Source organism: Pseudomonas sp. NPDC090208 (assembly GCF_044746785.1).
In the GTDB taxonomy this organism is placed as follows: Bacteria; Pseudomonadota; Gammaproteobacteria; order Pseudomonadales; family Pseudomonadaceae; genus Aquipseudomonas.
The window spans coordinates 76,945-101,041 of the sequence record NZ_JBIVCU010000002.1; the positions used below are offsets into that span (position 1 = coordinate 76,945).

Genomic DNA, 24,097 nt, shown 5'->3' on the forward strand with positions numbered 1-24,097 from the left:
ACGTGATCCGTAGCCGGGCGCTTCGTTGCATTTCTTCCGGGGCACTCCATGCAAAATCAAATCAGCGCACCAAAGCAGAGGCTATCCCTCAGCGATCCCAAAGTGCGTGCGTGGCTATTCCAGATAATCACGGTTATCGCCGTAGTCGCGATGGGTTGGTATCTGTTCGATAACACCCAGACCAACCTGCAACACCGGGGCATCACCTCCGGTTTCGGATTCCTTGAAAACAGTGCCGGCTTCGGCATCGCGCAGCACCTGATTCCGTTCACGGAATCGGACAGCTACGCACGGGTTTTCCTCATCGGCCTGCTCAACACCCTGCTGGTGACTTTCATCGGCGTGATTCTCGCGACCCTGCTGGGCTTCATCGTCGGTGTCGCGCGGCTGTCCAACAACTGGATCATCAACAAGCTGGCGACGGTCTACGTCGAAGTGTTCCGTAATATTCCGCCACTGCTGCAGATCCTGTTCTGGTACTTCGCGGTGTTCCTGACACAGCCTGGACCACGCGGGGCGCACAACTTCTTCGGTTCGTTCTTCATCAGCAGCCGCGGCCTGAACATGCCGGCAGCGATCCCGACCGATGCCGCATGGCCGTTCGTGATCAGCATTGTGCTGGCCATCGTCGCCATCGTGTTCATGGCGAAGTGGGCGAACAAGCGTTTCGAAGCGACCGGTGTGCCGTTCCACAAGTTCTGGGCCGGCCTTGGCCTGCTCATCGTGATCCCGGCGCTGTGCGCGCTGATCTTCGGTGCGCCGGTGCATTGGGAAATGCCTGAACTGAAAGGCTTCAACTTCGTCGGCGGCTGGGTCCTGATCCCTGAACTGCTGGCCCTGACCCTGGCACTGACGGTGTACACCGCGGCGTTCATCGCCGAGATCGTGCGTTCCGGCATCAAGTCGGTCAGCCACGGCCAGACCGAAGCAGCCCGTTCGCTGGGCCTGCGTCCCGGCCCGACGCTGCGCAAGGTCATCATTCCGCAGGCGCTGCGGGTGATCATTCCGCCGTTGACCAGCCAATACCTGAACCTGGCGAAGAACTCCTCGCTGGCGGCCGGTATCGGTTATCCGGAAATGGTTTCTTTGTTCGCCGGTACCGTACTCAACCAGACCGGTCAGGCCATCGAAGTCATTGCCATCACCATGAGCGTGTACCTGGCGATCAGTATCAGCATTTCCCTGCTGATGAACTGGTACAACAAGCGCATTGCGCTGATCGAGCGGTGAGGAAACGCGCATGACATCCCATACTTTCAAACCCGACATGCCGCCGCCGAGCAAAGTCTTCGGCCCGGTGGCATGGATGCGTCAGAACCTGTTCTCGAACTGGATCAACACGCTGCTGACCCTGTTCGCGATCTACCTGGTCTGGCTGATCGTTCCGCCGCTGCTGAGCTGGTCGATCTTCGACGCCAACTGGGTCGGTACCACCCGTGCCGACTGCACCAAGGCCGGTGCCTGCTGGGTGTTCATCGAACAGCGCTTCGGCCAGTTCATGTACGGCTACTACCCGCAAGAGCTGCGCTGGCGTGTCGACCTGACCGTCTGGCTGGCGATCATCGGCGCCGCGCCGCTGTTCATCAAGGCCATGCCGCGCAAGGCCGTCTACGGTCTGAGCTTCCTGGTGATCTACCCGATCGTGGCGTACTTCCTGCTGCATGGTGGGCTGTTCGACATGACGACGGTCGCCACCAGCCAGTGGGGCGGCCTGATGCTGACCCTGGTCATCGCCACCGTCGGTATTGCCGGGGCCTTGCCGCTGGGCGTGATCCTGGCGCTGGGTCGTCGTTCCGACCTGCCGGCCATTCGCGTGATCTGCGTCACCTTCATCGAGTTCTGGCGCGGCGTTCCGCTGATCACCGTGCTGTTCATGTCCTCGGTGATGCTGCCGCTGTTCCTGCCGGAAGGCATGAACTTCGACAAGCTGCTGCGCGCCCTGATCGGCGTGATCATGTTCCAGTCGGCCTACGTGGCTGAGGTGGTGCGTGGCGGCATGCAGGCCATCCCCAAGGGCCAGTACGAAGCTGCTGCGGCCATGGGCCTGGGCTACTGGCGCCGGATGGGCCTGGTGATTCTGCCGCAGGCCCTGAAGCTGGTCATTCCCGGTCTGGTCAACACCGTGATCGCGTTGTTCAAGGACACCAGTCTGGTGATCATCATCGGCCTGTTCGACCTGCTCAACAGCGTCAAACAAGCTGCCGCCGACCCGAACTGGCTCGGTATGGCCACCGAAGGCTATGTCTTCGCGGCCCTGGTGTTCTGGATCTTCTGTTTCGGCATGTCCCGCTACTCCATGCACCTGGAGCGCAAGCTGGACACTGGCCACAAGCGTTAGGAGTTTTGTGATGAGTGAAGCTATCAGTAAGCCTCTGGGCGCCGAAGGCATGATCCGGATGGAAGGCGTACACAAATGGTACGGCCAGTTCCACGTGCTCAAAGACATCAACCTGAACGTGCGTCAGGGCGAACGTATCGTCCTGTGCGGCCCGTCCGGTTCCGGCAAGTCGACCACCATTCGCTGCCTCAACCGTCTGGAAGAACACCAGCAGGGGCGCATCATTGTCGATGGCACCGAGCTGACGTCTGACCTGAAGCAGATTGAAACCATCCGCCGCGAAGTCGGCATGGTGTTCCAGCACTTCAACCTGTTCCCGCACCTGACCATCCTGCAGAACTGCACGCTGGCGCCGATGTGGGTGCGCAAAATGCCGAAGAAGAAGGCTGAAGAGATCGCCATGCACTACCTGGAGCGCGTACGCATTCCGGAGCAGGCGCACAAGTACCCGGGTCAGCTCTCCGGCGGTCAGCAGCAGCGTGTGGCCATCGCCCGCGCGCTGTGCATGAAGCCGAAGATCATGCTGTTCGACGAGCCGACCTCGGCCCTCGACCCGGAAATGGTGAAAGAGGTTCTGGACACCATGGTCGGTCTGGCTGAAGAAGGCATGACCATGCTCTGCGTGACCCACGAAATGGGCTTCGCCCGCACCGTGGCCAACCGCGTGATCTTCATGGACAAGGGTGAAATCGTCGAACAGGCTGCGCCAAACGACTTCTTCGACAACCCGCAAAGCGACCGCACCAAGCTGTTCCTCAGCCAGATCCTGCACTGAGTCGACAGTTGCGACACACAGAAACCCGGGCCTTGTGCCCGGGTTTTTTATTGCCTCGATTCTCTCTGTAGGAGCGCGCTTGCCCGCGATGGCGGTGGGTCAGGCGAGCCATTTTTAGCTGGCACGACGCTATCGCGGGCAAGCGCGCTCCTACAGGATTGGCGGCGTACCCAGGTCATCGGGTTGGCGATGATCCTGTGGGAGGGATCGGAGGTTACGACGGTCGCGAATGGATTTAACTGACACGACGCAATTCCTGTAGGTGCCGCCTTGCCGGCGAACTGGATGGTCTGCTGACATCTATGTGTCTGGACTGACGCCTTCGCCAGCAAGCCGGCTCCCACAAAAGTCCTGCGCATCCATCAAGGTCATTCTGTATTCAATTCCCGCGAAACTTGTGTTCTTCGTCGTTCTCCAACAGGATGCACCTTTGCGCAATGCGCTGTTACACATCCTGCCACCAAGAGAATCCCATGACGACCAAGGCGCCTACGGCGAGCGTTACCCGTTCCAGTCCCGAAAAACATCACGAAATCGACGAGTTGCTGATCGACGCAGAGGCTGACGACGCGCAAGTCCAACAGCCTCATGCCGCGCCGAAACACCCGTGGTTCCTGCTGTTCGGATTGGTGCTGGTGGCGCTGAACCTGCGTCCGGCATTGTCGAGCATGGCGCCGCTGCTCAGCGCGGTGTCGGACAGCCTGGGGCTGTCGGCGGCCAAGGCCGGTCTGCTGACCACCTTGCCGGTGCTGTGTCTGGGCTTGTTCGCGCCGCTGGCGCCGATCCTGGCGCGGCGTTTCGGCAGTGAACGCGTGGTGTTGGGCATTCTGCTCACGCTGGCGGGTGGCATCATCCTGCGCAGTTCGTTCGGCGAAGTCGGGTTGTTCGCCGGCAGCATTCTGGGTGGCGCCAGCATCGGAATTATCGGCGTGCTGCTGCCGGGCATCGTCAAGCGCGACTTCGCGAAGCAGGCCGGCACCATGACCGGTGTCTACACCATGGCGCTGTGTCTGGGCGCGGCGGTAGCCGCCGGTTCTACGGTGCCGCTGAGTCACTGGTTCGGCGACAGCTGGAGTCTTGGTCTGGGTTTCTGGATCGTCCCTGCGATACTCGCCGCCGTGTTCTGGTTGCCGCAGACACGCCAGCGTCAGGGCCAGCATCAGGTGGCCTATCGTGTGCGTGGCCTGTTTCGTGACCGGTTGGCCTGGCAGGTGACGCTGTACATGGGCCTGCAATCCTCGCTGGCTTACATCGTCTTTGGCTGGTTGCCGTCGATCCTCATCGGCCGTGGCCTGACCCCGACCGAAGCCGGCCTGTTGCTGTCCGGTTCGATCATGGTGCAGTTGCTCAGTTCGCTGACCGCGCCGTGGCTGGCAACCCGGGGCAAGGATCAGCGTCTGGCGATCCTGCTGGTGATGCTGCTGACCCTCGGCGGACTGTTCGGTTGCCTGTACGCACCGTTGAATCAACTGTGGGGCTGGGCGGTGGTGCTCGGGCTGGGGCAGGGCGGTACGTTCAGTCTGGCGCTGACCCTGATCGTGCTGCGCTCCCGCGATTCTCACGTTGCCGCCAACCTGTCGAGCATGGCCCAGGGTGTCGGTTACACCCTGGCGTCGCTGGGGCCGTTCGCGGTCGGCGTGGTACACGACCTGACCGGCAGTTGGAGTGCCGTGGGCTGGATTTTCGGTGTGATCGGCGTGGCGGCCACCGTAGCCGGCATGGGCGCCGGTCGCGCGCTGTATGTGCAGGTCACCAGCGAGAAAGTCTGAGTCGGGGTATTTACCGGGCTGATGTCCATGGCAAAAAACGCGATGTGCGCTTATCGTGCTGACATCCTTTTCCATGGACATCTTCCCGCATGAGCGAACACCCGAACGAGCAATCCCTGAGCGAACAGCACAGCGCCCTGATCAGCCGTTTCTATGAAGCCTTCAATCGCCTGGACGCCGAAGCCATGGCCGCCTGCTACAGCGACGACGTATTGTTCAGCGACCCGGTGTTCGGTGAGCTGCGCGGACGGGCGGCCGGCGACATGTGGCGCATGCTGACCTCGCGGGCCAAAGAGTTTTCGGTGCGTTTCGACAACGTGCGCGCCGACGAGCGTAGCGGCGCTGCCCACTGGGTGGTGACGTATCTGTTCAGCCAGACCGGGCGTACGGTGGTCAACGACATTCAAGCCCGTTTTGTTTTTCGCGACGGCAAGATCTGCGAGCACCACGACCGCTTCGATCTGTGGCGTTGGTCGCGCCAGGCATTGGGCGCCAAGGGTGCGCTGCTGGGCTGGACGCCACTGGTGCAGAACGCCATTCGCGCGCAGGCGCAAAAGGGCCTGAAGGCTTATCAGGCCGGGCGCTGAAGCTTTGCTAGAATCGCCGCCTCTGTTTCTGTGCTTCCCGGTCCGCCATGTCTGACACCGCTCTCACCGTTGAACCGCCCGCTGATCCTGCCGTGGCAAAGCCGTGGTTCGTTTATCTGGTGCGCGCCGCCAACGGTTCGCTGTATTGCGGCATCAGCGATGATCCGCACCGGCGTTTCGAGAAGCATCAGAGCGGCAAGGGCGCGCGCTTTTTTCATTCCAGCCCGGCGGTGGCACTGGTGTACGTCGAAGCCTGTGGCGACAAGGGCGAGGCGCTGCGTCAGGAGCGGTTGATCAAGAAGCTGCGCAAGTCGGCCAAAGAGGCGCTTGCGGCCAGCTATATCCATCAGGCTGATGCGCTGCCATCAGCGTGAACGGGTAGGCCACCGACGTGCATCGGACTAAGCTGCGGGTTCACCCCTGTGGATGGACCGAAGCATGTCAGAGCTGATTCTTCATCATTACCCCGCCTCGCTGTTTGCCGAAAAGGCCCGCCTGATGCTGGGTTTCAAGGGCCTGTCGTGGCGTTCGGTGACCATCCCGCCGATCATGCCGAAACCGGATGTCACCGCTCTCACCGGTGGCTATCGCAAGACGCCGGTGCTGCAGGTCGGCGCGGATATCTATTGCGATACAGCGCTGATCGCCCGCCGCCTGGAAGCCGAAAAGACCTCGCCGACGTTTTACCCTGAAGGCCAGGAATTCACCGCGGTGACCCTCGCGGCCTGGGCCGATTCGGTGCTGTTCTCCCACGCAGTGAGCCTGGCCTTTCAGCCAGAGGCACTCGCGGTGCGCTTTGCCCGGTTTCCTCCGGAGGCGGTAAAAGCCTTTGTCGCCGACCGTGCTGCGCTGTTCACCGGCGGCACGGCGTCCCGCATGCCGCTGGAGCTGGCGCTGCACCAATGGCCGACCCATATGACACGGCTGGACACCCAGCTTGAGCGCCATGGCGACTTTCTGCTGGGCGTGCCGTCGATCGCCGATTTCGCCGTGGCGCACACGCTGTGGTTCCTCAAGCAGACGCCCGCGACAACGCCACTGGTAGACGACTATCCGGCCGTGTCGGCGTGGTATCAGCGCGTCATCGGTTTCGGCCATGGCGCGCCGAGTGAGTTGAGCTCGGAAGAGGCCATCGAAATCGCCCGCCGCGCCGAACCCGTACCGCTGCCTGATGAAGCGCTCGTTGAGCCGAACGGCTTCACCCCGGGCCAGTCGGTCAGCGTCTCGGCGGTGGACTATGGCGTCGACCCGGTTCATGGCGAACTGGTGTTCAGCGGGCGCGAGGAGATCATCCTGCGCCGCGAGGATGAGCGGGCTGGCACTGTCCATGTGCATTTCCCGCGTGTCGGCTTCCGGATCTCCGCCCACTGAATGCAAAAAGCCGGCAGGCGGAAGGCAGGGCGATATCGTCATCTCGCCTTCTGCTCGTTGCAGTGCTATCGCGGTTCGCGATTAGCGCGCCCTGTTTATCGCGAAACGATCAGACGCCGAATAGGTATTTGTCGGCCAATGCACTAAACAGAGTGTTAACGGCTGATAAGTTGCTTGAACTTTGCGGTATTAAGCACCTGCTTTGACTGGTTATTGGCCGATGGCGCAATGCGCTTTGGCTGAAATAATCGGTGATGCAGTCGGTGAGAGGCTTGTCGTACCCCAGATGACCGATCAGTGCGCGATGCAACGCCTGCCCGTGGCACAGGCAGGCGGCGCTGCTGACAAGGACGATGAACATCGGGGTGTTTCGACATGGTTGTCGCCGGGCTTGATCGCCCATGAAATGGATTTGCGCGGGAATGCTGGTCTGGTTGGCGGGACAATCGTGTGTCTGTGCGTCGCCGCCGTTCAGCGTGTCTGAAGGCTTGGGCATCGCAGCCCGGTTGAACGCACGTCTCGACGACACACGCGGGCAATGCGACCCGGCTGCGATGCCGGTATGGCAATGCAGTGGCGTCATCCTCAAGCAGGCCGCGGTGAAGAAAAAGAGCAAAGCCCCGCGAAGTACCGACGATAACGGCAAGAGTTGGGAGCAGGGCACCACCCAGGTCGTTTACCTGCGGGCAGATTTGCAGGCGGCCTGGCCTTCCGGGCAAGTCGGTAATGGGCTCATCCTGTTTGCCGAGCAGCAAACACCGGGCAACAAGACCCGGCTCAGAATCCTGTGCTTCCCGCCGACCGGCAGCCTCGCCGACAAAGCGTGCGGGCCGCTCGACAAGTTGGGGGGCCGAGACCGGGCGCGTCCCATGTGGAAGTCCGGTTCATACGGTGTCTTCAGTGTCGAAGCGTGGCCCAAGGAGGTGCCGGAGAAGTTGCCCATCGAGGCGTTTTTCTTTCAGGCAGGCCAGCTTGAGGCCATGGCCGCCGCGCAATACGACCAGCGCGAACTCTATAAAAAGACCGGGATGGTGCTGCCGATCGTTGCGCTGGTGTCTGGGCAGAGGGGCTCATCGCGTTTCGTCTACGATCCGGAACAGCAGGGCGAATTGGGCAATTGTCCGCAATACATCCAGTCTGCGACCTGGTCGGGGCCGCAACTCAAAATCAGACCCACAGCCTGCGGGCGGACCTTTCCAGAGTGGGATAGCGATCTGGCCTACGCCGAACTCAGCCGTGAATATGGCAACGGCCCACGCTGGAAGGTGCGATCAAGCGCCGGTCGCGACCCGATGCTGCGCCAGTTCATCTGTCTGCGCGTCAATTACCCGGACAAGACCACTTGGGATATCGAGACGTTTCGCCCTTACGTCGACGGGGTAAAGGCTCGGGAGAAGAACTGCAATCCCTGAGCCCTGAGCGGCTATTTGAGGGCGGCGAGAATCTCGTCCGGAGAAAAGCCGCGAATCAGCGTGCCGTTGACGTCGATCAGCGGAATGCCACGGCCACCCAGCGCTTCATAGGCCTTGCGGCCCTCGGCGGATTTCTCGATGTCGTATTCGGTGTAGGGAATGCCCTTGCTGTCGAGAAAACGCCGGGCCTGTTTGCAGTAGCCGCACCAGTCGGTGGCGTACAGCACGACGCGGGCCTGAGCCAGCGTCTGTGCGGGCAGGGCCTGGGACGGGTTGAAGAAGTGTTCGACCTTGCCCCAGTTCTGGTACGCCACGACCACCAGCAGGATCAGCGCGAATTTCTTCAATGTGCGCGCGAGCATGGCCTCAGCGCCTCTTCAACTGATCGGTGAGCTGGGTTGGCAGGCCCTTGATGATCAGCGTGCCGGCCTCTTCGTCGTACTCGATCTTCGAGCCCAGCAAGTGCGCTTCGAAGCTGATCGACAGGCCTTCGGCGCGACCGGTGAAGCGGCGGAACTGGTTGAGGGTGCGTTTGTCGGCGGGGATTTCCGGCGACAGGCCATAGTCCTTGTTGCGGATGTGCTCGTAGAACGCGCGCGGGCGGTCTTCGTCGATCAACCCGGACAGTTCTTCCAGAGCAATGGGCTCGCCCATCTTGCTCTGGCTGCTGGCGTAGTCGACCAGCGCCTTGGTTTTCTCGCGGGTGGACTCTTCCGGCAGGTCTTCGCTTTCGACGAAGTCGCTGAAGGCCTTGAGCAGGGTACGGGTTTCGCCGGGGCCGTCGACGCCTTCCTGGCAGCCGATGAAGTCGCGGAAGTACTCCGAGACCTTCTTGCCGTTCTTGCCCTTGATGAACGAGATGTACTGCTTCGACGTCTTGTTGTTCTGCCACTCGGAAATGTTGATCCGCGCCGCCAGATGCAGTTGCCCCAGGTCCAGATGGCGCGACGGCATGACGTCCAGCGCATCGGTGACCGCCACGCCTTCACTGTGGTGCAGCAGGGCGATGGCCAGGTACTCGGTCATGCCTTGCTGATAGTGGGCGAACAGCACGTGGCCACCGGTGGAGAGGTTGGACTCTTCCATCAGCTTTTGCAGATGCTCGACCGCCACGCGGCTGAACGCGGTGAAGTCCTTGCCCTCGTCGAGGTATTCCTTCAGCCAGCCGCTGAACGGGTGCGCGCCGGACTCGGCATGGAAGAAACCCCAAGCCTTGCCCTGTTTGGCGTTATAGCTCTCGTTGAGGTCGGCCAGCATGTTCTCGATGGCCTGGGACTCCTCAAGCTCGGAATCGCGGGCGTGGAGAACCGCAGGCGTACCGTCGGGTTTCTTGTCGATCAGGTGAACGATGGCATGACGGATCGGCATGGGTTTCTCTGCTGCTCAAAGGGGAACTGAACGGGTTGAAGATGGCCCGTGCGAAAGTCGGCAAGTGTACCGCAGACGCGGCTCGGCGCGCCCGCAGAAGGCCGAAAACACGGCGCGAGGCCCGGTTTTGCGACATTTTTTTGCCTCAGGGGTGATAAAGCTGACCAAATGGGTAGTCGGGTGGCGATATTTGCGCGGCTCTGTGCTAGTTTTGCCCGGTCTTGCGCACTGAAGCGCGCCAAGCACGCAGTTTGTGGGGGTTCGGCCGAACCAAAGAGCGATTTCAGTATCTACATTTCGCGTCTGTACACACTCTGCAAACCATCTGAATTTGATAGGGAAGGAACACCACCATGGCTCTGACTAAAGACCAATTGATCGCCGATATCGCAGAAGCTATCGACGCGCCAAAAACCACCGCGCGCAATGCTCTGGACCAATTGGGCCAAATCGTCGCTGACCAACTGGAAAACGGTAGTGAAATCACTCTGCCAGGCATCGGCAAGCTGAAAATCACCGAGCGTCCAGCTCGCACTGGCCGCAACCCTTCGACTGGCGCTGCCATCGAAATCGCTGCCAAGAAAGTGGTCAAGTTCGTTCCAGCCAAAGTGCTGACCGACGCTGTCAACAAGTAAGCGACCACGCTGCTTGAAAGAAACCGTGTGACGGAGCGATCCGGACACGGTTTTTTTGTGCCCGCCGTTTGGTGGCCCTTGTAGGAGCTGGCTTGCCCTGCGACCGGCGGGGAACCCGTCGTAAAACCTGCAAATGCGGTCTGCCTGACACACCGCACATACCGGATTCACGACTGCTTCGCCGCTCTTGTAGGAGCTGGCTTGTCCTGCGACCGGCGGGGAACCCGTCGTAAAACCTGCAAATGCGGTCTGCCTGACACACCGTACATACCGGATTCACGACTGCTTCGCAGCCGGTCGCAGGGCAAGCCAGCTCCTACAAGGTTCAGTGGTTACCGCCCCAGCGCTGCGCCCGCCACGCTTGTTGCTGCGTCTTGTCCTGGAAGGTCCAGGCCACGAAACGGCTCTGCTTCTGCCCCTGAGACATGTCCACCACGCGGCTTTCCACGGCGCCGGCCTTTTTCAGGGCGCTTTCGATCAGCGGCAGATTGGAGGCCTTGGACACCAGCGTGCTGAACCACAGCACTTGATTCGCCACCAGAGCGCTTTCGCTGATCAACTGCGAGACGAAGCGCGCTTCACCGCCTTCGCACCACAGTTCGGCGGCCTGGCCGCCAAAGTTCAGCACCGGCAGTTTGCGTTTCGGATCGGCCTTGCCCAGCGCCCGCCATTTGCGTTGGCTGCCGCGCAGCGCTTCTTCGGCGGAGGCGTGGAAGGGTGGGTTGCACAGGGTGACGTCGTAGCGCTCGTCGGCCTGCAGCAGGCCGCTGAGGATGTGCTGGCGATTGTCCTGCTGGCGCAGCGCGATGGCCTTGTGCAGGTTGTTGGCCTTGACGATGGTGCTGGCCGAGGCGAGGGCGATCTTGTCGATGTCCGAGCCGACAAAGTACCAGCCGTACTCGCTGTGGCCGATCAACGGGTAGACGCAGTTGGCGCCGGTGCCGATGTCCAGCGCCTTGACCATCGCGCCGCGAGGGATCACGCCGTCGTTGTGTTCGGCCAGCAGGTCGGCGAGAAAATGCAGGTAATCGGCGCGACCGGGAATCGGCGGGCACAGATAGTCTGCCGGGATGTCCCAATGGGCGATGCCGTAGAACGCCTTGAGCAGGGCGCGGTTGAACACGCGCACTGCGGCCGGGTCGGCGAAGTCGATACTTTCCTTGCCGTAAGGGTTGGTGATGACGAACTTGCCCAGCTCCGGGCTGCCTTTGATCAGGCGCGGGAAGTCGTAATGACCCTGATGGCGGTTGCGCGGGTGCAGGCTGGCTTTTTCCCGTGGCGCGGCGGCTGTCTTGCCGGCGGCGGCCGGCTTGGCGGGCTTGGGCCTCTTGCGCGGTGGTTTGGGTTTGTCTGGGGTGGTCATTACAGATTGATTCCGGTTAAAACAAAACCCTGTAGGAGTGAGCTTGCTCGCGATAGCGGTATGTCAGACAACAATCATGTGACTGATACGACGCTATCGCGAGCAAGCTCACTCCTACAGGGTTTGTGGTGATCAGCCAGCCTTGTGATCAAGGCTGGCTGATTCGGTCATTACAAACTGGAAATCCGCGCGTGCTGCTCGGCCAGCTTGGCCAGAGCCTGCTCGGCTTCGCCCAGTTTGGCGCGTTCCTTGGCGATGACGTCGGCCGGGGCCTTGTCGACGAAGGCGGCGTTGGACAGCTTGCCGCCGACACGTTGCACTTCACCCTGCAGACGCTGGATTTCCTTGTCCAGACGTGCCAGTTCGGCGCCCTTGTCGATCAGGCCAGCCATCGGCACCAGCACTTCCATTTCGCCAACCAGTGCGGTCGCCGACAGCGGGGCTTCGGCACCGGCTTGCAGCACGGTGAACGATTCCAGCTTGGCCAGCTTCTTCAGCAGGTGCTCGTTCTCGGTCAGACGACGCTGGTCTTCAGCGTTGACGTTCTTGAGGAACAGTTGCAGCGGCTTGCCCGGGCCGATGTTCATTTCGCCACGGATGTTGCGCACGCCGAGCATCACGCCCTTGAGCCATTCGATGTCGCCTTCGGCAGCGGCGTCGATGCGCTCCTCGTTCGCCACCGGCCACGGTTGCAGCATGATGGTCTTGCCCTGCACGCCGGCCAGCGGCGCCAGGCGCTGCCAGATTTCTTCAGTGATGAACGGCATGAACGGATGGGCCAGACGCAGCGCCACTTCCAGCACGCGCACCAGAGTGCGGCGGGTACCGCGCTGACGCTCGATCGGCGCGTTCTCGTCCCACAGCACCGGCTTGGACAGCTCCAGGTACCAGTCGCAGTACTGGTTCCAGATGAACTCATACAGCGATTGCGCCGCGAGGTCGAAACGGAACTGATCCAGATGGCGGGTCACTTCGGCTTCGGTGCGTTGCAGTTGCGAGATGATCCAGCGATCCGGCAGCGACAGCTCGACCGCTTCGCCGTTCTGGCCGCAGTCTTCGCCCTTGTCCAGCACATAGCGGGCGGCGTTCCAGATCTTGTTGCAGAAGTTGCGATAGCCTTCGACGCGGCCCATGTCGAACTTGATGTCACGACCGGTGGACGCCAGCGAGCAGAAGGTGAAGCGCAGGGCGTCGGTCCCGTAGCTGGCGATGCCATCGGCGAATTCCTGACGGGTCTGCTTCTCGATCTTCTTCGCCAGCTGCGGCTGCATCATGCCGCTGGTGCGCTTCTGTACCAGCGCTTCGAGCTCGATGCCGTCGACGATGTCCAGCGGGTCAAGGACGTTGCCCTTGGACTTGGACATTTTCTGACCCTGGCCGTCGCGGACCAGACCGTGAACATAAACGGTCTTGAACGGGATCTGCGCGGTGCCGTCTTCGTTCTTCACCAGATGCATGGTGAGCATGATCATCCGGGCGACCCAGAAGAAGATGATGTCGAAGCCGGTGACCAGCACGTCGGTCGGGTGGAAGGTCTTCAGGAATTCGGTCTGCTCCGGCCAGCCCAGGGTGGAGAATGTCCACAGGCCCGAACTGAACCAGGTATCGAGGACGTCGTTGTCCTGCTGCAGGGCAACGTCGGCGCCGAGGTTGTGCTTGGCGCGCACTTCGGCTTCGTCGCGGCCGACGTAGACCTTGCCGGACTCGTCGTACCAGGCCGGAATGCGGTGGCCCCACCACAGCTGACGGCTGATGCACCAGTCCTGGATGTCACGCATCCACGAGAAGTACATGTTTTCGTACTGCTTGGGCACGAAGGCGATGCGGCCGTCTTCCACGGCAGCGATGGCTGGCTCGGCCAGCGGCTTGGTGGAAACGTACCACTGGTCGGTCAGCCACGGCTCGATGACGGTGCCGGAACGGTCGCCTTTCGGCACTTTCAGGGCGTGGTCGTCGACGCTGACCAGAAGGCCGGCGGCGTCGAAGGCGGCAACGATCTGCTTGCGCGCTTCGAAGCGGTCCAGACCTGCGTACTCGGCCGGCAGGCTGCCGTCGATGGATTCGTTCAGGGTGCCGTCGAGGTTGAACACCTGGGCGGCGGCCAGCACGCTGGCGTTCTTGTCGAAGATGTTCAGCAGCGGCAGGTTGTGGCGCTTGCCGACTTCATAGTCGTTGAAATCGTGGGCTGGGGTGATCTTCACGCAGCCAGTGCCGAATTCGGGGTCGCAGTAGTCGTCGGCGATGATCGGAATGCGACGACCTACCAGCGGCAGCTCGACGAACTTGCCGATCAGTGCCTTGTAGCGCTCATCGTTCGGGTTCACGGCGACGGCGGCGTCACCGAGCATGGTTTCCGGACGGGTGGTGGCGACGATCAGGTAATCCTGACCTTCGGCTGTCTTCACGCCGTCGGCCAGCGGATAGCGCAGGTTCCACAGGCTGCCTTTCTCATCGTGGTTTTCCACTTCGAGGTCGGAAATCGCCGTGTGCAGCTTGGTGTCCCAGTTGACCAGACGCTTGCCGCGGTAGATCAGGCCGTCTTCATGCAGGCGCACGAAGGCTTCTTTCACCGCTTCGGACAGGCCGTCGTCCATGGTGAAGCGCTCACGGCTCCAGTCCACGGAGGAGCCCAGGCGGCGGATCTGACGGCTGATGTTGCCGCCGGACTGATCCTTCCATTCCCAGACTTTTTCGAGGAATTTTTCGCGACCCAGATCGTGGCGATTCTGGCCCTGGGCTTCGAGCTGACGCTCCACCAGCATTTGCGTGGCGATACCGGCGTGTTCGGTGCCCGGCTGCCACAGGGTGTTGCGACCCTGCATGCGGCGGAAACGGATCAGGGCGTCCATGATCGCGTTGTTGAATCCGTGGCCCATGTGCAGGCTGCCGGTGACGTTCGGCGGCGGAATCATGATGGTGTACGAGTCGCCCGCGCCTTGCGGAGCGAAGTAATTCTCGGACTCCCAGGTTTGGTACCAGGAAGTTTCGATGGCGTGCGGCTGGTAGGTCTTGTCCATGCGCGGCGGGAACCTGATCTGCTTTCAGTCGGAAAAGCCGGGAAGTATAGCTTTTCGGAGCAGTTGCAAGCTAGAAGCTGTAAGCGGCGAGGTTATAAGCGGTTGGCAGGCCGGGCGGGATCACTGTAGGAGCTGGCTTGTCCTGCGACCGGCTGCGCAGCAGTCGTAAATCCCAGACGCATTGGCCGTGTCAGGTGCACCGCGGCTACCGGGTTTACGACTGCTTCGCAGCCGGTCGCAGGGCAAGCCAGCTCCTACAGGTCGTCGGGATCAGTTGTTGTACTGACTCAACAACCGCTCCATCCGCGCATCCAGACGGCGTTTGATCTCGTTTTCGATGTGCGGGGCGAAGTCGTCGATGACGTCCTGCATGATCAGTTGCGCGGCAGCGCGCAGTTCGCTGTCCAGGTGCAGCAGGTCGTCGGGATTGGGCTTGCTCGCTTCAGCGGCGGGCGGCGGGGAGGGCGGTTCGGGTGACGGTTGCGCTTCGACGGTCATGGGTTCCGGCGTCAGCGTGGGAATTTCGACGGCGTCCGGCGCTTGCGTGTCGGTCACTGCGGTCTGCCCGCCGACCACGTCGAACAACAGGGGAATCTGGCCTTCGCCGGGGACCGTGTCGGTCAGCAGCGGCGGTTGCAGGTTGTCGTCGCCGAGCAGCTGGCGGATCGACTCGAGGTCATCCAGCAGATGCGCGGGATCTTTCAGGTTTTTAGAATTATCCATCGTGTGCTCAAAGACGCTGCAATCGGTGATCTTGCAGAGGATAGCCCTGTTCACGGTAGAAGCGGAAACTCTCTCGTGCAGCCAGGCGGATGGCCGGATCCTCGACCACGATCTCTGCCACGCGGGCAAAGTGCTTGAAGAATTCGGGGATGCGCAGGTCCAGATTGACCAGCAGATCCTGATGCTGGCCGGGATCGCTGCCCAGTCCCAGAGCCACCGGCGCGTCGCTGTCTTCCTCCAGCAAGCCGTGAGGCACGAAGCTTTCGCCGCGGAAGCGCCACAGGCGGGCGTTCAACTCGTCGCGTTGTTCGGCATCGCTGCAATGCAGATAGATGCGGTGACCGAGGCGCCAGGCCTTGTCGGTGAGCTTGCAGGCGAAATCCAGACGGGCGAGCGGGTCGGCGCTGGGCAGGATGTAGAAGTCGACTTGGGTCATGAAGATTCCAGATCATGCGCCGACCGCCTTGCAGCGGCCGACGCCTTTCGCGGTGCTGTTACGCGCCGGCGCGGTCCAGCAGGTATTGAGTCAGCAGCGGAACCGGACGGCCAGTGGCGCCCTTGTCCTTGCCGCCGCTCAGCCACGCGGTGCCAGCGATATCCAGATGCGCCCACTCGTAGGACTTGGTGAAGCGCGAGAGGAAGCAGGCGGCGGTGATGGTGCCGCCTTTCGGACCGCCGATGTTGGCGATGTCGGCGAACGGGCTGTCCAGTTGCTCCTGGTACTCGTCGAACAGCGGCAGTTGCCAGGCGCGGTCATCAGCGCGTTTGCCGGCGTCCAGTACCTGATTGATCAGCGCGTCGCTGTTGCCCAGCAGACCGGAGGTGTGGCCACCCAGAGCGACCACGCAGGCGCCTGTCAGGGTGGCGATGTCGATCACCGCCTGCGGCTTGAAGCGTTCGGCGTAGGTCAGCGCATCGCACAGCACCAGACGGCCTTCGGCGTCGGTGTTGAGGATCTCCACGGTCTGGCCGCTCATGGTCTTGACGATGTCGCCCGGACGGGTCGCGGTGCCGCTCGGCATGTTCTCGGCAGCGGCGATGATGCACACCAGGTTGATCGGCAGTTCCAGTTGCAGCACGGCGTTCAGAGTACCGAACACGCTGGCGGCGCCGCACATGTCGAACTTCATCTCGTCCATGCCGGCGCCCGGCTTGAGGCTGATGCCGCCGGTGTCGAAGGTGATGCCCTTGCCGACCAGCACGAACGGTTTTTCGCTCTTCTTGCCGTTGTTGTATTGCATCACGATCAGGCGCGGCGGTTGAGCGCTGCCCTGGCCGACAGCGAGGAACGAGCCCATGCCCAGTTCGGCGATTTTCTTCTCGTCCAGCACTTCGACTTTCAGGCCTTTATGTGCCTTGCCCAGTGCCTTGGCCTGTTCGCCCAGGTAGGTCGGGTGGCAGATGTTCGGCGGCATGTTGCCCAGATCGCGCGTCACGGCCATGCCGGCAGCGATGGCCTGAGCGTGTTTGGCAGCGCGCTCGACGTCGGCGACGTTGGCCTTGGCGGTCAGCAGGGTGACTTTCTTCAGGGCGCGTGGGTCGGCTTTCTGGCTCTTGAAGCGGTCGAACACGTATTCGCCGTCGGCCAGGGTTTCCACCAGCAGGCGGTTCTTGCCATAGACGTCGCGGTTCTTGACGGTCAGTTGGTCCAGCGCGAACGCCGCATCGGTGCCGCCCAGGCCCTTGAGGGTGGACAGTGCGCCGCTGATGATCTTGCGGAACTGACGGTCGCCCAGCTCTGGCTCCTTGCCGGTGCCGACCAGCAGCACGCGCTCGGCTTTCAGGTTCGGCAGGCTGTGCAGCAGCAGGCTCTGACCGATCTTGCCGGACAGGTCGCCGCGCTTGAGGACGGCGCTGATCGCTCCACCGCTCAGGGTGTCGATGCTTTGTGCGGTTTCGCTCAGTGTGCGGCCTTCGCCGACGGCGACCACCAGCGTGGCGGTCTTCAAGGTTTCTGCACTGACGCTCTTAACAACCAATTCCATGTCGGGGTCCCCGAATAAACTGTGGGTTAACGCAAATTGAATACGTGGCGCGGTACGTTGCGGATGACTTGCAGGGCGTGCCGGCGGCAAGGCCCGCAGTTTGACTCTGCTCAAGGACCTGTGACAACCCCGTTAGTACGGACGTTTCAGCTTGAGTGAAGAAGTATCCGGCGCGCGCAGTGACAGACACATCCAATCACAGGATAATGCCGCATATTTTTTCGCGGGTGCGTGGTCGTGCGCGCCCGGACTGACCCATTTCCTTGTCGTGCTGTCAGAGCGTGACAATTCTGGAGTGTCTGGTTTGATTGTCTTCCGTTACCTGTCCCGAGAAGTGCTGGTCACCTTGAGCGCTGTCAGCGCCGTGTTGCTGGTGATCATCATGAGTGGCCGTTTCATCAAGTACCTGGCGCAAGCGGCATCGGGTGCGCTCGATCCGGGTGTGCTGTTTCTGATCATGGGCTTTCGCCTGCCGGGCTTCATGCAACTGATTCTGCCCCTGGGCCTGTTCCTTGGCATCCTGCTGGCCTACGGCCGTCTGTACCTGGAAAGCGAAATGACCGTGCTGTCGGCCACCGGCATGAGCCAGCAGCGCCTGCTGTGGATGACCCTGGCACCGGCGGCGCTGGTGTCGCTGGTGGTGGCGTGGTTGAGCTTCAGCCTGGCTCCACAGGGTGCGAACCAGTTCCAGCTGCTGATCAACAAGCAGGACGCGATGACCGAGTTCGACACCCTGGTGCCGGGTCGTTTCCAACTGCTGCGCGACGGTAGCCGGGTGACCTACACCGAAACCATGACCGACGACCGCATCAACCTCGGCGGCGTGTTCATCTCGGAAAAGAAACTGGAAGAGAAGAAAGACCACGGCATCACCGTGCTGGTGGCCGAGAAGGGCCGGCAGGAAATCCGCCCGGACGGCAGCCGCTACCTGATCCTCGACAACGGCTACCGCTACGACGGCAACCCGGGGCAGGCCGATTACCGCGTGATCAAGTACGACACCTACGGTGCGCTGCTGCCCAAGCCGGACATCAGTGACGAAGTCACCGACCGCGACGCGATCCCCACCAGCGAGCTGCTCAACGGCGAGAAGACGCCGCGCAACAAGGCCGAGCTGCAATGGCGCGTGTCGCTGCCGATCCTGGTCTTCATCGTGACGCTGATGGCGGTGCCGCTGGCCCGGGTCAACCCGCGTCAGGGCCGCTTCCTCAAGCTGCTGCCGGCCATTTTGCTGTACATGGCTTACCTGACCATCCTCATCGCCGCCCGTGGCGCGCTGGAGAAGGGCAAGATCCCGATGGGGCTGGGCCTGTGGTGGGTGCATGCGCTGTTCCTGGCCATTGGCCTGGGATTGCTGTACTGGGAGCCGTTGCGTCTGAAACTGGCGAGTCGCCGCAGTGTGTCGGAGGTGGCTCGTGGTTAAGCTCGATCGCTACATCGGTAAAAGCGTGTTCATGGCAATTCTCGCCGTGCTGGGCATCATTCTCGGTCTGGCGTCGTTGTTCGCCTTCATCGACGAAATGGCCGACATCAGCGACACCTACACCTTCTGGGATGCTGGCAGCTTCGTGGTCATGACCGCACCGCGCCGTCTCTATGAAATGCTGCCGATGGCGGCGCTGATCGGCTGTCTGATCGGCCTCGGCGCGCTGGCCAGCAGCAGCGAACTGACCATCATGCGCGCCGCCGGTGTGTCCGTTGGCCGGATCGTCTGGGCGGTGATGAAACCGATGCTGGTGCTGATGGTGGCGGGTCTGCTGATCGGCGAATACATCGCCCCGGTCACCGAGGCCCAGGCTCAGGCGGCTCGTTCGCTGGCGCAAGGCACCGGTGACGCACAGAGTGCGCGGCATGGCCTGTGGCACCGTCAGGGTCAGGAATTCATCCACATCAACACCGTGCAGCCCAATGGTCTGCTGTATGGCGTGACCCGCTATAAGTTCGACGATCAGCGCCACATGCTGACCTCCAGCTTCGCCAAGCAGGCCAATTTCAAGACCGATTACTGGTTGCTGAAAGACGTCACCACTACAGTGTTCCACGAGGGCCGCACGGAAGTGGTCGCAGCGCCGGAAGAACGCTGGAACATCGCGCTCAGCCCGCAGTTGCTCAGCACCGTGGTGTTGCCGCCGGATTCCCTGTCCATGACCGGACTGTATGGTTACGCGCATTACCTGGCTGATCAGGGCTTGGCCAACGGTCGTTACTGGCTGGCGTTCTACACCAAGATCCTGCAGCCGCTGGTGACGGTGGCGCTGGTGCTGATGGCGATCTCCTTCATCTTCGGACCGCTGCGCTCGGTGACCCTGGGGCAGCGCGTGTTCACCGGTGTACTGGTGGGCTTCACCTTCCGCATCGCCCAGGACCTGCTGGGGCCATCGAGCCTGGTGTTCGGCTTCTCGCCGCTGTTCGCGGTGCTAGTGCCTGCTGGCATCTGCGCGCTCGCTGGCCTCTGGCTGCTGCGCCGCGCGGGTTGATTGCCACGGTGCAATGAAAAAGCCGGCCTCAGGGTCGGCTTTTTTGTGGGTGATCGCGGGATCTCGGTATGGCAATGCGCATCGCAGAACCACATTGGCCCCTGTGGGAGGGATCCGAGGTAACGAGGGGCTCGAAGGCGCCAGGTCAGGCAGTACATGGTTGTCTGGTCCGGCGCATTCGCGGGCAAGCCCGCTCCCACTGCCTTTGGGAGGTGTTCACCGATCCGTAGCAGTCCGGCTTGCCGGCGGTGGTGATTTAGAGGGTGCTTTCGCGAGCAGGGCTCCCTCCCACGGATGTGTGGTGTTTGGCGGATTTCGGTATGGCAATGCATTGTGCAGAACCACATTGGCCCCTGTGGGAGGGATCCGAGGTAACGAGGGTCGCGAAGGCGTCAGGTCAGACAACACATGTTTGAATGGTCCGGCACATTCGCGGGCAAGCGCGCTCCTACAGGGAAATGCGGGGTGTTATTTCTTGTGCTTCGGAACCCGCACTAGCCGAGTCTCAGAGTACATGTCGTGCCAACTGCGTTTCTGCTTGTCGAACAGACTCCAGAAAAAACCCAGCCCCACACACAGCCACGACGCAATGGCGACGACAAAACGCAACAACGCTTGCCACAGACTGATACCCGTACCATCGGCGTTCTGCACACGGATCCCCCAGACCTGCATGCCGAGGGTTTGCCCGGCGTGGGTCCAGAACTTGGCGAAAAAGGCAAAAAGGGCAAACAGCAGAATCGTCGACAGCAGCGGATCACCATCCAGCGCCCCGGACTCGGAGAGCTGACGCAACCGCGCCTCACCGACAAACCCCATCCACACCAGCTTGTAGATAAAGGTCGTCACCATCAGCAGCGCCACACACAGCAGCGCGTCATAAAACATCGCGGCCAGGCGGCGGCCTAAACCGGCGGGCGGGAAATCGCCCTGGGGACGGAGCAGATGTTTGGGCATAAGCAGTGCCTGTTCACGGGGACACGGCCAGTGTAGGCAAATGACGGGCATAAAAAAGCCCCTGATGCTGCCATCAGGGGCTTTTCATGCTTTCAGCGATCAGGCTTCAGCGATAACTTCGTCAGCCTGCATGCCTTTCTGGCCCTGCACAGCGATGAAGGTAACTTTTTGGCCTTCTTTCAGGCTCTTGAAGCCGTTGCCCTGAATGGCGCGGAAGTGGACGAACAGATCCGGACCGCTCTCTGGAGTGATAAAACCAAAACCTTTCTCGTCGTTAAACCACTTAACGGTACCGCTCTGACGTTGAGACATTTTCTTATTCCTTGGAGCATAAAATTAATGACAGTCCCTTTCACACGAAAGAGTACTGGGCTGGTTGCAGGAAGAAGAAACGTAGAGCGGGATGTAGCATTGCTTTTGGCGCTACTGCCCAGGTCACGATCCCAGCGACCTATGCAAACACAGTCGGGAAACTCTACGCTAACTCCAGCAGAAAAAACAAGCCCCGCGAGAGCCCGGTTTTAGCGGGTTTGGCCGCTATTTTGAAAACTTTAACCAAGTGCTCTGAATCGATAGTTTTTACTGTTTTTGCGTCGTTTGAAGTGCAGTTTTCTGACAATTTCATTGCTGTAAAACCACGCGCCGGACTGCGGCATCGGAACAGTTTCATGCACTGTTGCGGTGCCGCAATTTTTTGACGGGCGTATCAGCCGCGGAAGTAACGCTGTGCAACGAAAGGCATTTTGCTCACGCGCATCGGGACTTTTTTGCCGCGCACGATGGCCCAGACCTCAGTCTCCAGCGCAGTGAAACCGCTGTCCAGGTAGCCCATTGCCACCGGTGCGCCGAGGGTCGGGCCGAAGCCGCCGCTACAGATGGTGCCGATGATCTTGCCATCGGCGTCGACGATCTCGGCGCCTTCGCGTACCGGGGTGCGTTCCTGTGGCAGCAGGCCGACACGCTTGCGCGCTGCACCGCTTTGGTGCTGAGCGAAGACCTGTTCAGCGCCGGGGAAGCCGCCAGCGCGGGCACCGTCGGCACGACGCACCTTGGAAATCGCCCACAACAGGCTGGCCTGGATCGGCGTGGTGTCGGTGTTCATGTCATGGCCGTACAGGCACAGGCCGGCTTCCAGACGCAGCGAGTCGCGCGCGCCAAGGCCGATTGGCGCCACTTCCGGCTCGGCCAGCAGGCGGCGGGCCAGGGATTCGGCCTGATCGGCCGGGACGGAAATCTCGTAGCCATCTTCGCCGGTGTAGCCCGAGCGGCTGATGTAGCAGTCGATGCCGTCGATGGTCATCGTGGTGAACTGCATGAAGGTCATCTTCGCCACGTCCGGCGCCAGTCGAGCCAGCGCAGTCACCGCTTGCGGGCCTTGCAGGGCCAGCAGTGCGCGCTCTTCGAACAGCGGGGTGATCTCGCACTGGCTGCCGATGTGCTTCTGCAGGTGCGCCAGATCCTGTTCCTTGCAGGCAGCGTTGACCACCAGCATCAGTTGATCGTTGCCCAGGTTGGCGACCATCAGGTCATCAAGAATGCCGCCGCTTTCATTGGTGAACATGGCGTAGCGCTGCATGCCCACTGGCAGGTCGATGATGTCCACTGGCACCAGGGTTTCCAGCGCTGCGGCGGCATTGGCGCCTTTCAGCAGGATCTGGCCCATGTGCGACACGTCGAACAGGCCGGCCTGCTCGCGGGTGTGCAGGTGCTCTTTCATGACCCCGGCAGGGTATTGCACCGGCATGTCGTAGCCGGCGAATTCGACCATGCGTGCGCCGAGTTCGCGGTGCAGGGCGTTGAGCGGGGTTTTCAGCAACTCAGTGGACATCGATGACTCCTTGAATGCGTTTCGGGCAATGCCCGTGTTCCGCGCCAGAGGGCGGATCACAATGAAATGAGGCCGGTATCAGCACTCGATAATGTTCACGGCCAGCCCGCCACGGGCTGTTTCCTTGTATTTGCTTTTCATGTCGGCGCCGGTCTGGCGCATGGTGCGGATGACCTTGTCGAGCGAGACGAAGTGCTGCCCGTCGCCACGCAGGGCCATGCGCACGGCGTTGATGGCTTTCACCGAACCCATGGCGTTGCGCTCGATGCAGGGCACCTGCACCAGTCCGCCAATCGGGTCGCAGGTCAGGCCCAGGTTGTGTTCCATGCCGATTTCGGCGGCGTTTTCCACCTGTTGTACGTTGCCGCCCATGACTTCGCACAACGCACCGGCGGCCATCGAGCAGGCCACGCCTACTTCGCCCTGACAGCCGACTTCGGCGCCGGAAATCGAAGCGTTTTCCTTGTAAAGGATGCCGATGGCGGCGGCGGTCAACAGAAAGCGGACCACGCCGTCTTCGTTGGCGCCGGGGATGAAGCGCATGTAGTAATGCAGCACCGCCGGGACGATGCCGGCCGCGCCGTTGGTGGGTGCGGTGACGACCCGTCCGCCGTTGGCGTTTTCTTCGTTGACCGCCAGTGCGTACAGGTTGACCCAGTCCAGCACCGACAGGGCATCGCGCAGGGCGGCTTCGGGGTTCTTGCACAGCTGGCGATACAGCGCCGCCGCGCGGCGTTTGACCTTCAGCCCGCCGGGCAGGATGCCTTCGTTGCGGCAGCCGGCCTCGACGCAGTCCTGCATGACTTGCCAGATGTTCAGCAGGCCGGCGCGGGTTTCCGCCTCGGGCCGCCAGGCCGCTTCGTTGGCCAGCATGATCTGGCTGATCGACAGCCCGCTGCTTGCGCAATGGGCCATCAATTCCTTGGCAGTCTTGAACGGGTACGCCAGCGCGGTGCTGTCTTCGACGATGCGGTCGGCGCCAGCGGCGTCCTCGTCGACCACGAAACCGCCGCCGACCGAGTAGTACTCGCGGCTGCGGATCTGGATGTCGGCGGCATCGAAGGCGCGAAAGATCATGCCGTTGGGGTGATAGGCCAGCGGTTTGCGGATCATCGCCAGATGCTGCTTTTCGATGAATTCGATGCTGTGTTCGCCGAGCAGGTTGATGCGCTCGCTGCTGCGGATGCGTTGCAGGCGTTCGGCAACATGTTCGGTGTCGACGGTGTCCGGGTGTTCGCCTTCCAGGCCCAGCAGCACAGCCTTGTCGCTGCCGTGGCCTTTGCCGGTGGCGCCGAGCGAGCCGTACAGCTCGACTTTGACGCAGGTGGTGGAGGTGAGCAGGTCGTCACGGCGCAGTCCTTCGACAAAACGCGCCGCCGCCCGCATCGGGCCCACGGTATGGGAGCTGGAGGGCCCAATGCCGATCTTGAACAGGTCAAACACGCTCAGGGACATGATGGGGCTCCTTTTGTTGTTATGGCTTTCGCGATAT

Annotated in this window: 22 protein-coding genes; 11 read left to right on the forward strand and 11 right to left on the reverse strand. The window is 61.6% G+C overall.

Features of this window, described 5'->3' with window-relative positions:
* Positions 1–48: 48 nt before the first annotated feature.
* The 8 genes from ACIPL0_RS03380 to ACIPL0_RS03415 all read left to right on the forward strand — a co-directional run bounded on the left by ACIPL0_RS03380 (position 49) and on the right by ACIPL0_RS03415 (position 8,252).
* A complete protein-coding gene (locus ACIPL0_RS03380) occupies positions 49–1,230 on the forward strand; it encodes an amino acid ABC transporter permease (protein ID WP_400593700.1) in 1,182 nt (393 codons plus the stop codon).
* 10 nt (positions 1,231–1,240) lie between these two features.
* Complete coding sequence (locus ACIPL0_RS03385) at positions 1,241–2,338, forward strand: amino acid ABC transporter permease (RefSeq protein ID WP_400593697.1); 1,098 nt, start codon at positions 1,241–1,243, stop codon at positions 2,336–2,338.
* A 10-nt stretch (positions 2,339–2,348) separates the two neighbouring features.
* Positions 2,349–3,113, forward strand: coding sequence for an amino acid ABC transporter ATP-binding protein (locus ACIPL0_RS03390; protein ID WP_062386562.1), 765 nt, complete (start codon positions 2,349–2,351; stop codon positions 3,111–3,113).
* A 473-nt stretch (positions 3,114–3,586) separates the two neighbouring features.
* Positions 3,587–4,882 (forward strand): CynX/NimT family MFS transporter, encoded by a 1,296-nt coding sequence (locus ACIPL0_RS03395; protein WP_400593695.1) that lies wholly within the window; start codon positions 3,587–3,589, stop codon positions 4,880–4,882.
* A gap of 116 nt (positions 4,883–4,998) precedes the next feature.
* Positions 4,999–5,469: a nuclear transport factor 2 family protein gene (locus tag ACIPL0_RS03400; RefSeq protein ID WP_400593967.1), complete on the forward strand. Its 471-nt coding sequence runs from the start codon at positions 4,999–5,001 to the stop codon at positions 5,467–5,469.
* 47 nt (positions 5,470–5,516) lie between these two features.
* A complete protein-coding gene (locus ACIPL0_RS03405) occupies positions 5,517–5,843 on the forward strand; it encodes a GIY-YIG nuclease family protein (RefSeq protein ID WP_400593693.1) in 327 nt (108 codons plus the stop codon).
* A 64-nt stretch (positions 5,844–5,907) separates the two neighbouring features.
* A complete protein-coding gene (locus ACIPL0_RS03410; RefSeq protein ID WP_400593690.1) occupies positions 5,908–6,840 on the forward strand; it encodes a glutathione S-transferase family protein in 933 nt (310 codons plus the stop codon).
* Positions 6,841–7,262: 422 nt separating this feature from the next.
* Positions 7,263–8,252, forward strand: coding sequence for a DUF2599 domain-containing protein (locus ACIPL0_RS03415; RefSeq protein WP_400593687.1), 990 nt, complete (start codon positions 7,263–7,265; stop codon positions 8,250–8,252).
* Positions 8,253–8,263: 11 nt separating this feature from the next.
* Here the strand turns inward: ACIPL0_RS03415 and ACIPL0_RS03420 are convergent, their stop codons facing one another.
* Both ACIPL0_RS03420 and yejK read right to left on the reverse strand, forming a co-directional pair.
* Complete coding sequence (locus ACIPL0_RS03420) at positions 8,264–8,614, reverse strand: glutaredoxin family protein (protein WP_400593684.1); 351 nt, start codon at positions 8,612–8,614, stop codon at positions 8,264–8,266.
* Positions 8,615–8,618: 4 nt separating this feature from the next.
* Positions 8,619–9,620, reverse strand: a complete 1,002-nt coding sequence (yejK, locus tag ACIPL0_RS03425; protein WP_400593681.1) for a nucleoid-associated protein YejK — start codon at positions 9,618–9,620, stop codon at positions 8,619–8,621.
* 353 nt (positions 9,621–9,973) lie between these two features.
* Here yejK and ACIPL0_RS03430 point away from each other — a divergent pair, with 353 nt between their 5' ends.
* Positions 9,974–10,255, forward strand: a complete 282-nt coding sequence (locus tag ACIPL0_RS03430; protein ID WP_274135131.1) for an HU family DNA-binding protein — start codon at positions 9,974–9,976, stop codon at positions 10,253–10,255.
* A gap of 325 nt (positions 10,256–10,580) precedes the next feature.
* Here the strand turns inward: ACIPL0_RS03430 and rlmF are convergent, their stop codons facing one another.
* From rlmF to ACIPL0_RS03455, 5 genes are all read right to left on the reverse strand, one after another.
* The gene (rlmF, locus tag ACIPL0_RS03435; RefSeq protein WP_400593678.1) at positions 10,581–11,618 is read right to left on the reverse strand and encodes a 23S rRNA (adenine(1618)-N(6))-methyltransferase RlmF; all 1,038 of its coding nucleotides are present in this window, start codon (positions 11,616–11,618) and stop codon (positions 10,581–10,583) included.
* Between the two features lie 170 nt (positions 11,619–11,788).
* Positions 11,789–14,635: a valine--tRNA ligase gene (locus ACIPL0_RS03440; RefSeq protein ID WP_400731295.1), complete on the reverse strand. Its 2,847-nt coding sequence runs from the start codon at positions 14,633–14,635 to the stop codon at positions 11,789–11,791.
* A 270-nt stretch (positions 14,636–14,905) separates the two neighbouring features.
* Positions 14,906–15,358: a DNA polymerase III subunit chi gene (locus ACIPL0_RS03445; RefSeq protein ID WP_400593673.1), complete on the reverse strand. Its 453-nt coding sequence runs from the start codon at positions 15,356–15,358 to the stop codon at positions 14,906–14,908.
* 7 nt (positions 15,359–15,365) lie between these two features.
* Positions 15,366–15,794, reverse strand: coding sequence for a DNA polymerase III subunit chi (locus ACIPL0_RS03450; protein ID WP_400593671.1), 429 nt, complete (start codon positions 15,792–15,794; stop codon positions 15,366–15,368).
* A gap of 58 nt (positions 15,795–15,852) precedes the next feature.
* A complete protein-coding gene (locus tag ACIPL0_RS03455; protein ID WP_400593669.1) occupies positions 15,853–17,343 on the reverse strand; it encodes a leucyl aminopeptidase in 1,491 nt (496 codons plus the stop codon).
* Between the two features lie 304 nt (positions 17,344–17,647).
* Here ACIPL0_RS03455 and lptF point away from each other — a divergent pair, with 304 nt between their 5' ends.
* On the forward strand, positions 17,648–18,766 hold the full coding sequence (lptF, locus tag ACIPL0_RS03460) for an LPS export ABC transporter permease LptF (RefSeq protein WP_400593666.1): 1,119 nt from the start codon (positions 17,648–17,650) through the stop codon (positions 18,764–18,766).
* The gene (gene lptG / locus ACIPL0_RS03465) at positions 18,759–19,820 is read left to right on the forward strand and encodes an LPS export ABC transporter permease LptG (protein WP_400593663.1); all 1,062 of its coding nucleotides are present in this window, start codon (positions 18,759–18,761) and stop codon (positions 19,818–19,820) included. The genes lptF and lptG overlap by 8 nt, the downstream gene beginning before the upstream one ends.
* 468 nt (positions 19,821–20,288) lie before the next feature.
* On the opposite strand, the gene ACIPL0_RS03470 is transcribed toward lptG, so the two are convergent.
* The 4 genes from ACIPL0_RS03470 to ACIPL0_RS03485 form a co-directional block, all read right to left on the reverse strand.
* Positions 20,289–20,777, reverse strand: coding sequence for an RDD family protein (locus tag ACIPL0_RS03470; protein ID WP_400593660.1), 489 nt, complete (start codon positions 20,775–20,777; stop codon positions 20,289–20,291).
* 99 nt (positions 20,778–20,876) lie between these two features.
* Positions 20,877–21,089 carry a cold-shock protein gene (locus ACIPL0_RS03475; RefSeq protein WP_010220199.1) on the reverse strand — a complete coding sequence of 71 codons (213 nt, stop codon included), beginning with the start codon at positions 21,087–21,089 and terminating at the stop codon, positions 20,877–20,879.
* A 394-nt stretch (positions 21,090–21,483) separates the two neighbouring features.
* On the reverse strand, positions 21,484–22,605 hold the full coding sequence (gcvT, locus tag ACIPL0_RS03480; protein WP_400593657.1) for a glycine cleavage system aminomethyltransferase GcvT: 1,122 nt from the start codon (positions 22,603–22,605) through the stop codon (positions 21,484–21,486).
* 78 nt (positions 22,606–22,683) lie between these two features.
* Positions 22,684–24,060: an L-serine ammonia-lyase gene (locus ACIPL0_RS03485; RefSeq protein ID WP_400593655.1), complete on the reverse strand. Its 1,377-nt coding sequence runs from the start codon at positions 24,058–24,060 to the stop codon at positions 22,684–22,686.
* Positions 24,061–24,097: the final 37 nt, after the last annotated feature.

Bases quoted from the DNA above. Each gene is read 5' to 3' on its own strand.
- ACIPL0_RS03390 (WP_062386562.1), top strand. From the start codon at position 2,349: ATGAGTGAAGCTATCAGTAAGCCTCTGGGCGCCGAAGGCATGATCCGG.
- rlmF (WP_400593678.1), bottom strand. From the start codon at position 11,618: ATGACCACCCCAGACAAACCCAAACCACCGCGCAAGAGGCCCAAGCCC.
- ACIPL0_RS03450 (WP_400593671.1), bottom strand. From the start codon at position 15,794: ATGACCCAAGTCGACTTCTACATCCTGCCCAGCGCCGACCCGCTCGCC.
- ACIPL0_RS03430 (WP_274135131.1), top strand. From the start codon at position 9,974: ATGGCTCTGACTAAAGACCAATTGATCGCCGATATCGCAGAAGCTATC.
- ACIPL0_RS03440 (WP_400731295.1), bottom strand. From the start codon at position 14,635: ATGGACAAGACCTACCAGCCGCACGCCATCGAAACTTCCTGGTACCAA.
- ACIPL0_RS03385 (WP_400593697.1), top strand. From the start codon at position 1,241: ATGACATCCCATACTTTCAAACCCGACATGCCGCCGCCGAGCAAAGTC.
- ACIPL0_RS03455 (WP_400593669.1), bottom strand. From the start codon at position 17,343: ATGGAATTGGTTGTTAAGAGCGTCAGTGCAGAAACCTTGAAGACCGCC.
- ACIPL0_RS03470 (WP_400593660.1), bottom strand. From the start codon at position 20,777: ATGCCCAAACATCTGCTCCGTCCCCAGGGCGATTTCCCGCCCGCCGGT.
- ACIPL0_RS03395 (WP_400593695.1), top strand. From the start codon at position 3,587: ATGACGACCAAGGCGCCTACGGCGAGCGTTACCCGTTCCAGTCCCGAA.
- ACIPL0_RS03445 (WP_400593673.1), bottom strand. From the start codon at position 15,358: ATGGATAATTCTAAAAACCTGAAAGATCCCGCGCATCTGCTGGATGAC.
- ACIPL0_RS03420 (WP_400593684.1), bottom strand. From the start codon at position 8,614: ATGCTCGCGCGCACATTGAAGAAATTCGCGCTGATCCTGCTGGTGGTC.
- gcvT (WP_400593657.1), bottom strand. From the start codon at position 22,605: ATGTCCACTGAGTTGCTGAAAACCCCGCTCAACGCCCTGCACCGCGAA.
- ACIPL0_RS03485 (WP_400593655.1), bottom strand. From the start codon at position 24,060: ATGTCCCTGAGCGTGTTTGACCTGTTCAAGATCGGCATTGGGCCCTCC.
- ACIPL0_RS03380 (WP_400593700.1), top strand. From the start codon at position 49: ATGCAAAATCAAATCAGCGCACCAAAGCAGAGGCTATCCCTCAGCGAT.
- ACIPL0_RS03475 (WP_010220199.1), bottom strand. From the start codon at position 21,089: ATGTCTCAACGTCAGAGCGGTACCGTTAAGTGGTTTAACGACGAGAAA.
- ACIPL0_RS03405 (WP_400593693.1), top strand. From the start codon at position 5,517: ATGTCTGACACCGCTCTCACCGTTGAACCGCCCGCTGATCCTGCCGTG.
- ACIPL0_RS03415 (WP_400593687.1), top strand. From the start codon at position 7,263: ATGCTGGTCTGGTTGGCGGGACAATCGTGTGTCTGTGCGTCGCCGCCG.
- yejK (WP_400593681.1), bottom strand. From the start codon at position 9,620: ATGCCGATCCGTCATGCCATCGTTCACCTGATCGACAAGAAACCCGAC.
- ACIPL0_RS03410 (WP_400593690.1), top strand. From the start codon at position 5,908: ATGTCAGAGCTGATTCTTCATCATTACCCCGCCTCGCTGTTTGCCGAA.